We start from the raw sequence: 14,699 nt of genomic DNA, 5'->3' as shown, positions 1-14,699 counted from the left end.
GTGGTTGACGGTCGCCACTTAAATGTTTCGCCTGGCTGCGACGCCTGCTATTGCGTAGCGCGCTCCGCCCCGGGGCCATTATTGTCTCCCCCGGCCGCATCTCGGTAGTAGACCTCGCTCACCCGGAACCGCCCACCGATGCGCTTGCATTGGACAATGATGTCGACCGCGGCCGTCAGCATCTCGCGGATATCGTGCCGTTCCAGATCCCCGCCGCCCTCTGATTCCTTGACCAGCAGCGTCAGTTGCTCGAAGGCGAGGCGAGCGGAATCGGCATGAACCGTCGTGATCGAGCCCGGATGGCCGGAGTTGACATTGCGAATGTAGTAGAAGGCGGTTCCGTCTCGCAACTCCTGCAGCAGGATGCGATCCGGCCGCATGCGCAGGCAGGATTCGAGCAGGTCCTTGGCGCCGACTTTGGCCAGCCCCTGGCCGCCTTTGGAATAGAAGAGCCGAACGTGGTTGGGCTGGGAGACCACCAGCTCCGGTGTGTCCTCGATAGAAATGATCCGCTCGCTTTGCGGAATGTGGCGGATCAGGGCTTTCGATAGGGTTGTCTTTCCGGACCCGGTGGCGCCGGAGATGATGATGTTCTTTCTTGCGAACACCGCCTCACGGAGAAACGCCTTATAGGCGCCGACCCGGTAATATTCCAATAGGCTTTTGTCTGATCGCCCCCCGCGGCCTTCGGCCGGCGCAACATCGGCGAACAATCCCCCATGATCGAGATCGTCGAGGGTCAACGACACCGAAGATGGCTTGCGGATGGTGATGCTGACGGTACCCTTCGTCGTTGCCGGTGGGATCACGATCTGGATCCGTTCATCACCCGGCAAGGTCGCCGACAGGATCGGTCGCGTCTCGTCGATCGATTGATTTGAAAAGCTCGCGACCGCCTTGGCGAGACGCATCAGCCGATCAAAGGACAGTTCCGGTAGGTCATGGGTCTGCCATCCCTCCCGCCCCTCCGTAACCACTTGCCCTGGCCGATTGACGATGATCTCATAGAGCGTCTTGTCGCGCAGGAAGCGCGAGAGCGGCGAAAGCAATTCGCGGACAACACCTGAGTCAGCAGCTTCAGTCATCCTCGACCCTATTTTGTCACGAGCCTCGAAGAGGGCTCAAAGTCCCCGAGCACGGCGCGGTCGTAGATGCGGTTGCGGGGCTCCGTCACGCGAAGCCGGTAGACGCTCGAGAAGTCGAGATCTCGTGCGACGAAGATCGAAACCAACTCGCCCTGATGTTTCATCAGGGTCGGCGGGATATTGATTGATTGCTCGACGGCAATCGCTGCGGCCTGCTGCCCGGCGCTCGTGGTGTTTTGCGCTTCGACATCGCCATCCTGAAGCCGGCTGCTGGCATAGGAGCTCGTATCGCCAACGATTGACAGCAGGATCGCACTGCCGAAACGCTCCCACCAATGGGTGTCGACATAGCCGTCGACGCCGGCCCGGCCGAGAGCATCGGTGGCCGGCGACGCCAGCGTAATGATCACGCCCTTCGGTGTCTTAGCTCGGTTCCAGAGGACGAAGAGGCGCTTTTGCCCGCGACGAAGGCCGCCACGATATTCGCCGACGACTTGGGTACCTTTTTCCATCAGCACGACACGGCCATTGTCGGACAGGACGTCTCGGTTGATGACGCAACTCGTAAATCCCGGCTGATCGGAGGAGACCGCCGTTTCCAAAACGCATGGGATAGACGCTCCCATTGCAACGACAAAATCGCGGTTACCCAGCGTGCCGGCGCGCGATCCCTGCAATTGCGTCGGCGTCAGCAAGCGGTTGAAGCGCTGGTCCTCGTTTTCGCCTTCCGAGGTGAATCCCCCCGGATTGTTGCCGAGCGGCACGTAGTTGGAGCTCTCATCGGATCTTTCGTCCTTCTCCTGCTGCCGCGTCGAGGGTGATTTCTCACCGCCATAGGCGATGACCGGAGCACGGCGCGCAGCATCGAGCAGCTTGTCGTCGTCGTTAGGCGGCTGCTCGGCTACGCCGGGCGTCGGGAGCAGGACTTCCGCCGGCGGCGACCCCGGCTGGACGGGCTCCTTTGCCGGCTCGAAGTCCGATGTCTGACGGATGACGACCCGTTCGGGCTGCGTGCCATCAGAGGGTTTGTCCTGCCCTCGCATCGACCAGAGAGCGAAGGCGACAAAGACGACGATGGCCAGCGCGACAGCGCCTCGTTTGAGGATCGGATTGTTGTCGGCCCGACGGGCAGTCGACGTTTCGGCGCGTTCACCAGCAATCTGAGTAATCTCTTCATGGGCCATGACCCCTCCTATTGCACCGCGTCGGGCTTCGCCTTGATGACGCGCTCGACCGACGGTGACGTCGTATTGGTCTCGGGATTGATGCCGACGCGATCGTAGGCTTCGTTGAAGACGCAGAGGGCATCGTCTCCCCTGCGCAAGATGAACTTGCGGCTGATCGCGTGAACGAGCACGAGATTTCCGTCGACGGATTTGGGGACCAGGCTTTCGGTGCCGTCGGAATTTTCCATGTAAATCGCCGGCATTTCCTGGTTGCCGGCAAAGGCGAAGGTGGTGACCTTGCCGTTGTCGTAGACTGCTTGCGGCTCGAGCGCCTGCGCCCCTTGCGCCGCGTAGCGCCAGTTACGCGGTCCATAGGCTTCGTGAAGGGCAAGCACGTTGTCGGCCTCACCGGCCTGTGCCGCCTGCGCCCGGGCAGCCACCTCCTGCCGGCGCCGCTCTGCTTCATCAGCTGGATAGCGATATTTCACATAGAAATAGGTGTTCTGCCCGGCTTCGACGCTGCCGCCGCGGACGGTGAGCTCCATCTGATAGCTGCGGGTTGATCCATCCCGCCGCGTCGTCACGACGGAAATATTCGTCACCGGTTGGTTTTCCCGGGGTTTCAGGAACAGGATGTTGCCGGCCGGTGCGACTTCCCACGCGACGCTATTGCCAAGCGCGACATGGGCGATTTCCTCGTCGGCTGAAAATTCGATCTGTACCGAAGACCGCAGCGTGCCGACAATTTTGGTGATGTTGTAGGGCTGATAATCGACGAAGCGGATGCGGCTGTCCTGCGCGGCGCCACGTGGCGTTTCGAGGGCGATCGCCGCCGAGGAAAAGCCGGTGACCAGGATGAGTGGAAGGAGGAACCGCGCGCTCAATTGATCGCCTCCGGATCGGCGCGATATTCACTGACCACGAAGCCGAGGGGATTTATCAGCCGATCGGTCGAGGACATCGGGGCGTTGGCATAGGAGAAGGTAAGGGTCGCAACCCAGTGCGTGGTGCGCACGTCGTCGCCGCGGGTAACTGTTCTCATATAGCGGACGGATGCCACATTGGCGGTAATCAGCGAGATGGAAACGATGTTGACCCGCGAGGTCGCGCTACGGCCATAGATATTCTGCGGGGAATCCGGATTGCTGCCGCGATAGACCGCTGCAAATCGCGTCTGTTCCGGCTGCGTCGACAGCAAGGCTGCGGTGCGAAAATTCTCCTCGCCCTCGCTCCAGACGTATCCTTCGCGGGCGCGAACATATTTGGCCGCAAAATATTTCGTGACGGCCTCGTCGTAACTGCCGGCGGTCGACGTCAGGGCCGAGACCACATCGACGATGCCGGTGGAATTATCGACCCGCACCACGAAGGGCTCGACGGTTTTCAAAGGCGTGAGGCCGGCAATGGCAAGAACCGAAACGCCGGCAAGGACGCCGGCGCAGGCGGCGACGAACCAGGCGATCCGCGCGGAACGCTCGACCTGTATCATCCGGTCCTGATCGAACCGGCGGGCCTTGTCGAAATAGCTCTTCAAACTGTCCGTGGTTACCATGTCACCTGCCCTCGCATGGACGATAGGAACCCGCGATATCGAAAGGCGCGAAGGCAGCCGGCATGGCAGACGGCGGTGCCTGCACATAAGACGCGGCCCGGCTCACCGGCTCCGCGGGAACAGCCCCACTTGCAGGCTGTTCTGTTCTTCCATTGTCTTGCCACTGCCACATCGAGCGGTTCAGCGGCCGGCGGGAATAACCATCACATTTGGGCAGAGGGTGGGAAATAGAGCCGCAAGCGGCCAGGCTGACGATCAGGAAAAGCGATAAAACGATACGGATCATGCGAAAATAACCTGTCACTATCTGGAATTTTAAGCCGTCATTCGCTCTGGCCTGGCGTCAGGCGGCGACCGACGGAACGCGCTCCGCGGCCGACTGCCCTGGCTGTGTGAGATGCGCCCCAAGCGAGCGTGCTTTCGTGCGCATCGCGGGCGGCGCCATAGCCGTAGGTCAGCGACGCCCCGCCCGCAGCAAGTGCCGAAGCGATGCCGGGCAACTGGTAGAAGACGTAAAGGGCCGCAAGGCAGATGGCGCAGAGTGCGGTCGGGCGCATCAGGACGTCGCTATAACTTTCAATCGCCGTAAATGTCGTGTCGATGCAGGTGATCAGCAGCGAGCCTATGGCAACGACCAGCACCTGCAGGATGACGAAGTTTGCGAGCTGGCCGATCCAGGATTCGGTGAAACGGCGGGTGGACTGGAACATGGCGAGCGAAATGAAGATCGGGCCGATCGCCAGAACGATGGCAAGCGCCAGCCGGGCATAAAGCGAGACGATGTAACCGATCGCCGCCACGATGAAGCTCGCACCGATGACCATCATCCCGCCGATGCCGGTGACGATGTCGACCGGCCAGGAGCCGCGAGACCAGATTTCGCGGGCGCATTTCTGGCCCTTGTCGAGCAGACTGTCGAAGGTCGAAGCGCTTGGCGCCGTGCCGGAGTTCAGCGCCTGCGAAATCTCGCGTGGCAACGTGTCGAAGAAGATATTGGTGACGTAGGTCTGATAGTCGCTGGCATTCCTGACCAGCATGACGATGATCGCAAGCTTCATCGCCCGGAAGGCGAATTCGAGGATCGGCTCCTGGACGGATCCACGGAGAACCAGGTAGCCGTAGAGCACGACATAAAGTGTCAGCGCCGCCGTCAGCGGGCCGCTGACCCAACCGGCGATATTCGAGGTGCCCGAGGAAATGAAGTTTTCCAGCGGCGTCTTGAACTGCCCGTCGACGAAGCTGAAAACCTGATACATCGGGTCAGCCTCCGAGCGACTTGCGCATACGCTCGAGGCGCAGTTTGCCGTCTGCGGCCTCCGCGTTGCGGCAGTTGGGCGTTTCCCCAAGCTTGCCGGGATTATTCCGGCACTCGCCGAGGATCTTTGTGAGGAGGGTGTTGTCGGCCACGAACTCGTCGACGGTGTAGATCCTGTCCGCCTGAGGGGAGCAAGCCGACAGCAAAACCAGCGTCACACAGGAAAAGATCCGTTTCATTTGAGTGCCGCTCCCATAGTGTCCATGCGTTTGCGCCAGTCTTCGGCCTTGCGCTGTTCATCGACCTGCACCTGGGCCTGCTGGACCATCTGCAAGCCTTGCATGCGCAGGACGTCGGTCTGCAGGAAGGCGGTTTCAGCCTGGAGGCGGGCCTGCAGGTCGGCGATATCCTTGGCGTCGGCAGCACTTGAAATCTGCTGACGAAGCTGGTCGATGCCATCGATGCGTTTGGTGGCGGCATCGTAGATCTGCTGCCCAAGGCTCATCTGCCCCGCATTCTGGTTCTGAAGGCGTGAAAGCTCCTGAGCATAGAAATCCTCGGCATCGGTGCGATAGGTGGAATTGTCCTTCAGGAATTTTTACGCGGAGCTACCGAAGACGCCCGTCCCGGACCCTTTGTATAGCCCCTCGATCGCATTGAAATCCTGGGGCAACGCCTTGCGGATCGAAGGATCGTTCAAAAGGTTCGCCACATCCGCCATATTGGTGATCTTGTTCAGCGATCCGTAAAGCTGCTGCGCCTGCTGAAGCTGCTGATTGAGTGTATCGAGCTGCGACTTCAGCTGGGCAATGCTCTCGATCTGCTTGGCGATCGCTGATGTATCGATGACCGGGATGCCCTGGGCCTGTGCCAGCCCCGTCGACAGAAGCAGCATCAGCAGCGCAAAGCTTGTCCGCATTCCATTCACCTGCATCAGTCCGCCCTCCTTCGTTCGTAGAATACGGGAAGCCAATCCTCCCAATTGTCGCCGAGCTCCGATCGGATGGCATCGGCAAGCTCCACATTGGCTGTCCGGCCGGAGAGGATGGCGAGCTCGTCGTCGAAACCGTTGAGATTGAGCTCGGCGACAACGCTGTTGTGCCCTTGCTTGACGATGAAGCGCCGGCTTTCGACGGAGAGCTCTCTTGAGACGAGCTCAAATTCGCGTTCGGTCAGCTTGAAGCCGTCGACATAATCGACCCGGTCGCCGCGCGGGTTCGGCAAGAAGATCTGCGTCGGGCACTGTTCGATGATCGTGTGGGCGATCGGCGAGACGATCGCGTCGCGCGGGCTCTGGGTCGCAAACAGCATGAGCCCGTTCTGTTTGCGGATGGTCTTGAGCTTGTTCTGCGCGAGATCGCGGAAACCTTCGTCCTGGAGCGCCTTCCAGAATTCGTCGATGACGATGATGATGCGGCGCCCGTCGATCAGTTGCTCGATGCGGTAGAACAGGTAGGCCATCAACGGCGTGCGGATTTCCTCGTTGTCGAGAAAATCGGTCATGTCGTAGCCGATAAACTTGGCGCCGATGCCGATGTCGTCGGTCTCGTTGTCAAAGACCCAGCCAAGCGGCCCTCCCCTCTCCCATCTCCTCAGCCGCGAGGCGATACCCTCGGGATCGGTGTTGTTGAGAAAAGTGCGCAGGGCGCCGATGGAGCGGCGCTCCACCGGCAGGTCCGCCACCCCGTCGACCGCCGAAGCGATGTCGCGCAACTCGGTGGTCGATCGTTCGCCAGACGCGGATCTAACCAGCTTGGCGATCCAGCCGGTGAGGAACACCTTGTTTTCCGGCGTGAGATCCAGCGCCTTCAACGGCGCACAGCCGGTGGCGATACCGTTCCTCAGCGGCAGATAATTGCCACCTGCCGCGCGCACGAAAAGGTCGGCGCCGCGGTCCTTGTCGAAGAAGACCATATGGGGATCATGCTTTTCCAGCTGGGACAGCATGAAGTTCAACAACACCGTCTTGCCGGCGCCCGACGGTCCGCAAACGAAGGTGTTGCCGAGATCGCTGTGGTGGAAATTGAAATAGAAGGGAGAGCCCGATGCGGTCTTGAGCATGGCGACCGGCGGACCCCATTCATTGCCGTCCTTCTGGCCCGCGGGATAGGAATGATAAGGAGACAGGGCGGCAAAGTTGCGCGAGGTGATCGCCCCAGAGCGTGCCCGATATCGGAAATTACCCGGCAATTGCGCCCACCAGGCAGCCTCAAGCCCGAGATCCTCGCGGGCGACGACCGCGCCGCCGCTGGTGAGATAAGCGCGTGCTTTCGCCATGTGATCGGTCAATTCGCGAACCGAGGAGGCGAAAACCGAGAGCGCAAGGTGATGCTCTCCCAGAACGAAGCGATTGGACTCCAGTTCGTCCATCGCCTCATCGAGCTCTTCGATTTGAGATGCTGCCTTGTCGCCGGCACCAACCATCTGGTTCTGCTTGCGGCCCATGATCATGCGGGCATCAGCCTTGGAGGCGAAAGCATAAGACTGCGTCAGGATGAGCTCGAAGGGGGCGGTCAGGATGCCGTCGAGCATGCCGCTGCGGGTGGTCGCCGGATATTCCTTGAAACCGAACATGCCGGCATAGCGACTGTCGGCCTCGTGACGGATCTCGACGGTTTCGCGCCCGAAGATTACCCGATCGGAATAGATTGCCGAGGAAATCCGTCCCTCGGTCAACGGGACCGGTTCGCGCCGCCCTCCGACAATCTGATGGAGAACTTCGCTCGGCTCGGAGAACAGGATACCGTCCTGTTCGTGGAGGCTAAGCAGCCGCGGCTCGAAACGCTGCAGCCCCGCGATGACATCGGCCACCCGGTCACGCAAATGCTTCAAGGCATCGTCATCGAGTTCGATCCCGGATCGGCGCGCCTTGCGCAGTCGGGAGAGAAGATTGGCGGCATTTTCGACGGGATCGCGGCCGGGATGCCAGACGAGGGTGAGGTAGAGCTCGTTGCAAAACAGATCTTCGCGCACCATCCGCTCGCGATACCTGGTATTGAGGCCGTCGGAGAAAGGATTGGCGAAATGTCCCTCGGGATAGGCGTTGTCACGGCGGCGCACGACATGCGTCCAGAGCGCCAACCGCTCGTCGGCAATATTGCGATAGAGCGTGTTGAGACTACGGTGCAAGCCGTTGAGATCCCTGATATCAGCGGTCTCGAAAGAAACACCCTCGAGTGCGACCATGGTCATCAACGCTCTCGACGCCAGCGCGATGGTCGTCTCGTCGACATGCCTGACATAGGGGATGAAGGTTTCCGGCCCGAGCTCGCGGGACCGGAGCGTTGCAATACTAGCCAAGGCGGAGATCCCTTTCGTCATAACGTCTGATGAGCGCCAGCGGCGAGAGTGTCGCACCGCCCCAATAGGGGGTGTTGCGCGAGCGGCCGCGGGTCTCGATCCACGCAATCAGGATTCGAAACATGTTGTGGTCGTGCTTGACCAGTGCGCGAAACAGGAAATGGAAAACGACGCCGGTCAGCGCATAGGCGATCGATCCGGCGGTGATGTAGAGGATGGTCGTCACCATGATGTTGACGCCCATCGCTTCCATGGTGACACCGGCGATCATTGCCGGGCGGGTACAGGCGAGAAACAACGTATCGTCTTCGAGGTTCGACATGCTCGCCATGGCGCTCAGTTCCCGACGATGGTATTGACCAGTTCGGTCGCGCCAAAAATTCCGCCGATACCGATGATCCAGAAGCCGGCGCGCCTGAGGTCCATGTATCCAAACATCCACGCTATGCAGATGATGATGACGGCGATGACCGCCAGCAAACGGGCGATATTGCCGGTCAGCATATCGACGATGTTCTGCAGCACGGTTTCGATTCCGGCGGCCTGAGCGAAGGCCGGCTCGACCATAAAGGCAATGATGGCGGCTGCCATGAGGGTGGACGCGGCAAGGGGGCGAAGACGGGCTTTGGAGATCATTCACTTTGCTCCGATCGATCATTGTGGAAAACGAGAACTGCGGGTCGCCGTCGGGAATTGAAAACGTCCCAGGATGCGGCTTCGACGGTTTGGGAGGCATGGGAGGGTCGTTTCGACGGCACTTGCACCGCATCGTCTTGCGGCTGCTCAGCCGCCCCGGCCCGGTCGCCGGGCTCCGCAATGGTCAGCGATGCAAGCATTGGCGATAGCCGCATTGTCTCCTGGCGCACCTGTTCGTCATATTTGACCATTGCGCCAATGGATGGATCGTCGCGGCCGAAGTAGGAACGGAGCATGACCGTCTCGGCCCGAGCCGGATCGTCCCCCGCGCGCAAAGCCTGACGGTAATATCCGTCGAGAAGCGTGGCTGTGGCCTTGAGGTTCTGGCAAGGATCGAAGGCATCCGCGACAGGCAGATTCAGTTTCTGCAGCGCCTCTATCCCAAGGCTGCCAAGGCCGATCTGGATATCCTGATGTTCGGCAATCAGAGACGTGGCAATTTCAATCGCCTCCGCCTTCGATGTGGGTTGGGCGGCAAGTGGCGGACCGCTGTTGATGCGAATGGCCAGGGGCTGAAAGCGGCTCTCCAGGCTGACGATGCCCGCGAGCATTTCCATCTCAACCATCGGCGCGCAGGTCTGGGCGATATCGACGAACGTAGCAGCCATCGTCAGTACCAGACCCGCTGCATGGCCGCGCCATCGATCGTGACATCGACATAGTGAGGCTGCGGCCGCACATTCGGGCGCACGATCGGGTAGCCCATGCAACGACGGCGCCCATCCTGACGCTGCCAATGCGGCGACAGCACCAAGTTGCTGTGGCGACCAAAGTTGTTGCCGTCATTCGAGCAGACGGCATTGCTCACCGGCTGCGGCGATGTCGACACGCAGGTCACTTGCCGCCCGCCGGAACCGTCCTCACTTGTCAGCCTGTATCCGGCATCGCAATAATAGGGTTCATAACCAGGCCGCGAACTGTGAAAACCGACGCCGCTGCAGGTCGGGAACGAATGCCCCTTGGCAAGCTCCCGCCACAGTTTCTGGATTGGCGGCCGGCATTCGGCATACTGGGTCGGCCCGCCGGGATTGGAAAGGCATAGGATAACCTGGCATCCCCAATCTTCGGCCCGCGCTTTACTGCCGGAAATAAGATAGGGTGGCGTCATGCAGCAGATCGACAGCAGTGAATTCAACAGAAGGCTTTTCATGGACAGGCCCCTTCGACAAGACGATGTTCCATCGCATTCGGGAAGGCTTGCACAGCTGCCATCCCACGTTCATACTGACTTATATAACATAGTTAAATGACATGACAAGCGCACTGAAAAAGCAATGGCACAATCTTGCCTTCTCGGGACTCATTCTCCACGAGATCCTCGACCATCCACTGGAGGACGAAACCCCGCAGGCGCGGCTGAAGCAGGTCGGCATGATGACGATTCTCTACACGATGAGCCAGGCCCACCAGAAGCTAACCCTTTCGAATATCATCGAGATTACCGAGCTGACGCGGAGCGGCGTGAAGGAGACCGTCGACCTTCTGGTAAAGCGCAAAATGTTGACGGAGACGATGGTGAAGAATTCCATGGGCCGGGGGACAGCACGGCAATTTGAGATCTCGGAGGATCTCTTGAACAAGCTGAGTTCCTTCCGCGTCGGCCAGGATGGCGGATTAAACTGACTGATTTTCGACTCTAAATCACGCGCGATCGCGAATCATCACTGGCTGGCCTGATCGTACTGCTGCCGCGAGGAACCAGATCGTCGGGCAACCCGCCGGCCAGGCGGGTTCCAATCAAACAATGAAGAGTATCGGAGAAATCAGCATAGCGCCGCCGAAGGCGGGATTTCGGGAATCTCGCCACGCTAAGGGCGGAACAAGGGCAGCCGCAGGAGCCTCAGCATAGCGGCCGGCAGGGAGGCGGGACCGACTGCCCCCGCCCGTGCGTTCCTTCCTCCGAAAAATGCGTCTCGTCTTCGGTGGTCGACGCCGCCCCGGAATTGTTGAAGGATGATGGCATTTTTTGGAAATGACAATGCCGTCGATCGGGTTCGAACCGATCGACGGCATCGCGTTATGATGGGCGCGGTCAGGCCGCGCTTTCGAGAAGCTTCCTCGCCTTGCCTTCGAGTTCGAGACGCGTGTCCTGATGCGTCTTGTCACGTGCCAACGCAGTGATCCCCTGAACGAAATCGAAGATCGATTCCGGCGGGCGGCCTTCTTCGGAAAGAACCGTCTCGATGATCTTGCCGGTTTCGCTCTTCGAGAAGCCACGCCGGCGCAGGAAGGTTTGACGATCCTCATCGTTTTGGGCGACGATCCGCTCGCGCGCGGCCCTAATGCCGGCGACGAAAGCCGCAGGCGAGGAATTGGCAAAGCGCGTCAGCGCCGGTGCTGCGTCATGGGCAAAGCGCTCGGCGGCAAATTTCGAGTGCCGGATGCTGATCTCCTGGAAATTTTCCGAGCCCCAGATGTTCCGGTTGGCGCAGACGGCACGGAGATAGAAGGAGGCGATGCCGAGCGTCTTCGATCCGACCTCCGAATTCCAGGCATAGAAGCCGCGGAAGAAGAGGTCCGGCTCACCGTTGGGCAGGCGCCCCGCCTCTATCGGATGGGTATCGTCGACCAGAAACAGGAAGACATCGCGGTCGGACGCGTAGAGCGTGGTCGTATCCTTGGAGATATCGACGAAGGGATTATGCGTCATGCTTGCCCAGTCGAGGAGACCCGGCACTTTCCAGATGGTGTCGCCGGTTCCGTTGCCGGCGATTTTCATCACGGCAGAGACGAGCTCGTGGTCCCAGATCCTGCCGTACTCGGGGCCGGTCACGGCGCGCAGTTCGATGCGGCCGTCGTCCATCTCCAGCGTTTTGACGAGTTCGGCACGATGGTTGAGCAGGCCATGCTGCAGGTTGATCGCGGCAAGCGGCGCGGGAAGCTGGCGCATATAGGTGGCCGGCGCTCCGACCAGGCTGCACAGCTGGCCATAGCTCCAATGCGTCGGCGCAATCGGCCGCTGGTTGCCGGGTACGATCAATTCCAGCCTCTCGGCATTGCCGCGATTGGCCTCGAGGCGGATCGACGAAGTTTCCACCGTGCGGGCTTGGGCCCGCTCCGCACGCGATTTGACTGCTCCGTGGAGTTCGCCAAGGGAAAGATAGCGCTCGTCATCAGGCCGGGAGAACCATTCGGAAGAGACGCGGCTGTTGCGCTGACCGCGTGAGATGTCGACCTTGAAGCCGGAGGATACTGGTTGCGAGGTGGAAGGGATGGTGTCCATGACGATATCTCCTTAAAAACGAATTCGGTCCGGTCTCCTGTCGGAGCCGGACCGTGCGAACGGATTGGAATTGAAGACCCGGCGCGCCGGCCGGGTCTTGGCTGGTCGGACTAAAGCCTATTCGGCAGCGTCGAGATGCTCGTGCTCCGCCTGGAAGGCGGCGTTCGGCCGCGCTGTCGCATCGCCGGCATTCGCCCCTTCGGTCAGGAAGGCCGGAAGCTGCGAAGCCTCGGCTTCGACCGGAGCGTCGTCGGGATCGTGGGCGACATCACCGACTGCTGTTTCGGGCATATCTGCCGACGCCTCTTCGCTCACCATCCTCAGCGGCTCGGGAAGCCAGCCGCTGCCGTCGAGCAGGCGCTCTGCCTCACGCGCCATATCGACTTTCTTCAGATGACCGATCAGATGAGCCGACTGCTCGCCCTTCGCCTCCCGCACTGCCTGCAGGATGTGCGCCTTGGTTATCCTGCCGAGATAGGCATCGACGGTCGGCGTCCAGCCGGCATCGACCATGTCGAAGCCGATCGAACGAGCGAGCTGATTGGCATGAGCGATCGCGCGGGTGCGCTTGTTCCATGGTTCGATCACGGCGTTCAGCGAAAGGGATGCGCAATGGGCAAACAATGCCAGCCGGCTGACCTCATCGAGCCCGATCAGGAAGTCCCAGAGATCGTCGGGCGCCTTCGGAAGGTCGTGGCCCCATGCCTCCTGCCGCTGATCGATCTCCTTGGCCCAGACGGCGTCGGCAAGGCCTTCGGTCTGGCCGAACCTGGCGCTTTGCAGCGTAAGTTCCAGGCACGTGTCCGACCCATATGGGTAAAAGGTTTTCAGGACAAAAGCGTGCAGCACGGCGATGAAGGCGATGACCGGATTATTGGCGAGCGCATTGCGCAGGGCCACCGTGCGGGTGGCCGTCAGATCGACAACCAAGCGGTCGGACAAGGGACGAATGACATCGTCTTCCTCCTCTGCCGGTTCATCGACGGCCCGGCCGTTGACCGATACCCCGCCGGTCGACGATGATCCAGGCACCTCGTGGCCGACGTCACTCCTGGAGATCACGGCATCGGTGTCCACCGTCTCGGGCTGCGGTTCGTCCTCCGGTCGGACAAAGCCGCGCTCGATCCTCAGTTCGCCGCCGGCGCCAAGCGAGATGAACACGCCGCCACGGGCGACATCCTCTGGATCGAAAATATATGGCCGGTCGTTGAACCGATCGAATTCGGTGCCGAGTTCATCCAGCCGATGTTCGGTTTCCTCGGAATGCTCCTCGGCCGCGGCATAGGCTGCATCGAGTTCGTCGTACTCGGCCTTGAGCGTGCGATGTCGAGCAATCTCTACCTCGGTCATTTCGACCTGCTGGCCATAGAAACGACGGAGCCCGGACGTATGACCGTAAGGAAAGTCGAAAGCGGCTTCCACCCACTTCCAGCCTTCCGCAGCCTTGAGCGCTTCGGCGTCTATCGTCAATTTCTCGAGTGCCAGTTGCTCGAGCAGTGCCGGATCCTGGAGCCATCCACCGTTGTCCTGCTCGAACAGGTCGCGCATCACGACGCCGCCGGCGGCTTCATAGGCGTCAATGCCGACATAGACGGCCCGGCGATCGCTCGCGCGGATCGTCGTTTCGGTCAGAAGCCTGCGGATATAATAGGGCTCGCGAACCTGCTGACGCGAGATCGTGTCCCAGACCTGCTCCTGCCGGACATGATCGTTGGTGATGGAAAAGGCCATGATCTGTTCAAGCTTCATATCCTCATTGGCGTAGAGCTCGAGCAGCCGTGGCGAGACCGAAGCCAATCGCAGGCGTTGCCGGACGGTCGCTGCCGAGACAAAGAAGCGGGCCGCGATTTCCTCTTCGCCGATCCCCTGCTCACGCAGTGTCTGGAAAGCGCGGTATTGGTCGAGCGGGTGAAGATCGACGCGATGAACGTTTTCGGCAAGCGAATCCTCGGCTTCGGGCGTTTCACCGTTGCTGATGATGCAAGGGATGCCGGCGGTCTTTGCGAGCCGTTTGCGGGAGACAAGCAGTTCAAGCGCACGGTATCGGCGGCCGCCGGCCGGAATGCGATAGAACCCTGTCTCCTTGCCCTCACCGTCGACTTCCGCCCGAACATTCAGGCTGGTCAGAAGTCCGCGGCGAGCGATGTCCTCCGCGAGTTCCTCGATCGAGACGCCCGCTTTGATCCTGCGGACGTTCTCCTGGCTCAAAACGAGGTTATTGAAGGGGATGTCACGTCCGCCACTAAGCGTGATCTTCTGGATGGCCTGTGCCATATCGTTTCTCCGAGACGAGCCGGCCGGAACTTTCTCCAACCTCCAAACCCGCCGGAAAATCCCCCTTCCCTCCTCTCCCTCTTCCGCTCGCTCAGCTTCTCAATAGGCAACCATCAGCCGCAATGCCGGTTCGGCAATAATTCCAGGC

The 14,699-nt window shown here is 60.5% G+C and carries 15 protein-coding genes and 1 pseudogene; 1 reads left to right on the top strand and 15 read right to left on the bottom strand.

Annotation, left to right across the window (positions count from 1 at the left end):
* Positions 1 to 47 precede the first annotated feature (47 nt).
* From virB11 to RLEG4DRAFT_RS08420, 13 genes and pseudogenes are all read right to left on the bottom strand, one after another.
* On the bottom strand, positions 48 to 1,085 hold the full coding sequence (gene virB11 / locus RLEG4DRAFT_RS08475; RefSeq protein ID WP_003576937.1) for a P-type DNA transfer ATPase VirB11: 1,038 nt from the start codon (positions 1,083 to 1,085) through the stop codon (positions 48 to 50).
* Positions 1,086 to 1,093: 8 nt separating this feature from the next.
* Positions 1,094 to 2,269 carry a type IV secretion system protein VirB10 gene (gene virB10 / locus RLEG4DRAFT_RS08470; RefSeq protein WP_003576936.1) on the bottom strand — a complete coding sequence of 392 codons (1,176 nt, stop codon included), beginning with the start codon at positions 2,267 to 2,269 and terminating at the stop codon, positions 1,094 to 1,096.
* Positions 2,270 to 2,277: 8 nt separating this feature from the next.
* Entirely contained in the window at positions 2,278 to 3,135 is an 858-nt protein-coding gene (virB9, locus tag RLEG4DRAFT_RS08465; RefSeq protein ID WP_003576935.1) for a P-type conjugative transfer protein VirB9, read from the bottom strand.
* Entirely contained in the window at positions 3,132 to 3,803 is a 672-nt protein-coding gene (locus RLEG4DRAFT_RS08460) for a virB8 family protein (RefSeq protein ID WP_003576934.1), read from the bottom strand. The genes virB9 and RLEG4DRAFT_RS08460 overlap by 4 nt, the downstream gene beginning before the upstream one ends.
* A 1-nt stretch (position 3,804) precedes the next feature.
* A complete protein-coding gene (locus RLEG4DRAFT_RS38555; RefSeq protein WP_003576933.1) occupies positions 3,805 to 4,089 on the bottom strand; it encodes a hypothetical protein in 285 nt (94 codons plus the stop codon).
* Positions 4,090 to 4,126: 37 nt separating this feature from the next.
* On the bottom strand, positions 4,127 to 5,059 hold the full coding sequence (locus RLEG4DRAFT_RS08455) for a type IV secretion system protein (RefSeq protein ID WP_003576932.1): 933 nt from the start codon (positions 5,057 to 5,059) through the stop codon (positions 4,127 to 4,129).
* 4 nt (positions 5,060 to 5,063) lie between these two features.
* Positions 5,064 to 5,297: an EexN family lipoprotein gene (locus tag RLEG4DRAFT_RS08450; protein ID WP_003576930.1), complete on the bottom strand. Its 234-nt coding sequence runs from the start codon at positions 5,295 to 5,297 to the stop codon at positions 5,064 to 5,066.
* Positions 5,294 to 5,977: pseudogene (virB5, locus tag RLEG4DRAFT_RS08445) on the bottom strand (P-type DNA transfer protein VirB5). Before virB5 ends, RLEG4DRAFT_RS08450 begins: the two are co-directional and overlap by 4 nt.
* Before the next feature lie 14 nt (positions 5,978 to 5,991).
* A complete protein-coding gene (locus RLEG4DRAFT_RS08440) occupies positions 5,992 to 8,358 on the bottom strand; it encodes a VirB4 family type IV secretion/conjugal transfer ATPase (protein ID WP_003576929.1) in 2,367 nt (788 codons plus the stop codon).
* Positions 8,351 to 8,689, bottom strand: coding sequence for a type IV secretion system protein VirB3 (locus RLEG4DRAFT_RS08435; RefSeq protein WP_003576927.1), 339 nt, complete (start codon positions 8,687 to 8,689; stop codon positions 8,351 to 8,353). Before RLEG4DRAFT_RS08435 ends, RLEG4DRAFT_RS08440 begins: the two co-directional genes overlap by 8 nt.
* Before the next feature lie 5 nt (positions 8,690 to 8,694).
* Positions 8,695 to 8,994, bottom strand: coding sequence for a TrbC/VirB2 family protein (locus tag RLEG4DRAFT_RS08430; protein ID WP_003576926.1), 300 nt, complete (start codon positions 8,992 to 8,994; stop codon positions 8,695 to 8,697).
* Positions 8,991 to 9,662, bottom strand: coding sequence for a transglycosylase SLT domain-containing protein (locus RLEG4DRAFT_RS08425; protein ID WP_003576924.1), 672 nt, complete (start codon positions 9,660 to 9,662; stop codon positions 8,991 to 8,993). Before RLEG4DRAFT_RS08425 ends, RLEG4DRAFT_RS08430 begins: the two co-directional genes overlap by 4 nt.
* A gap of 2 nt (positions 9,663 to 9,664) precedes the next feature.
* Entirely contained in the window at positions 9,665 to 10,204 is a 540-nt protein-coding gene (locus RLEG4DRAFT_RS08420; RefSeq protein WP_003576923.1) for a hypothetical protein, read from the bottom strand.
* Positions 10,205 to 10,305: 101 nt separating this feature from the next.
* Here RLEG4DRAFT_RS08420 and RLEG4DRAFT_RS08415 point away from each other — a divergent pair, with 101 nt between their 5' ends.
* A complete protein-coding gene (locus tag RLEG4DRAFT_RS08415; protein ID WP_003576921.1) occupies positions 10,306 to 10,677 on the top strand; it encodes a hypothetical protein in 372 nt (123 codons plus the stop codon).
* Between the two features lie 409 nt (positions 10,678 to 11,086).
* Here the strand turns inward: RLEG4DRAFT_RS08415 and RLEG4DRAFT_RS08410 are convergent, their stop codons facing one another.
* Positions 11,087 to 12,277, bottom strand: coding sequence for a hypothetical protein (locus tag RLEG4DRAFT_RS08410; RefSeq protein WP_003576919.1), 1,191 nt, complete (start codon positions 12,275 to 12,277; stop codon positions 11,087 to 11,089).
* A gap of 117 nt (positions 12,278 to 12,394) precedes the next feature.
* Complete coding sequence (locus RLEG4DRAFT_RS08405; RefSeq protein WP_003576918.1) at positions 12,395 to 14,551, bottom strand: ParB/RepB/Spo0J family partition protein; 2,157 nt, start codon at positions 14,549 to 14,551, stop codon at positions 12,395 to 12,397.
* Between the last annotated feature and the right edge of the window lie 148 nt (positions 14,552 to 14,699).

The organism is Rhizobium leguminosarum bv. trifolii WSM2297, from assembly GCF_000271845.1.
Note: the sequence above shows the minus strand (reverse complement) of the source record. Positions and strands in the feature narration are given on the sequence as shown.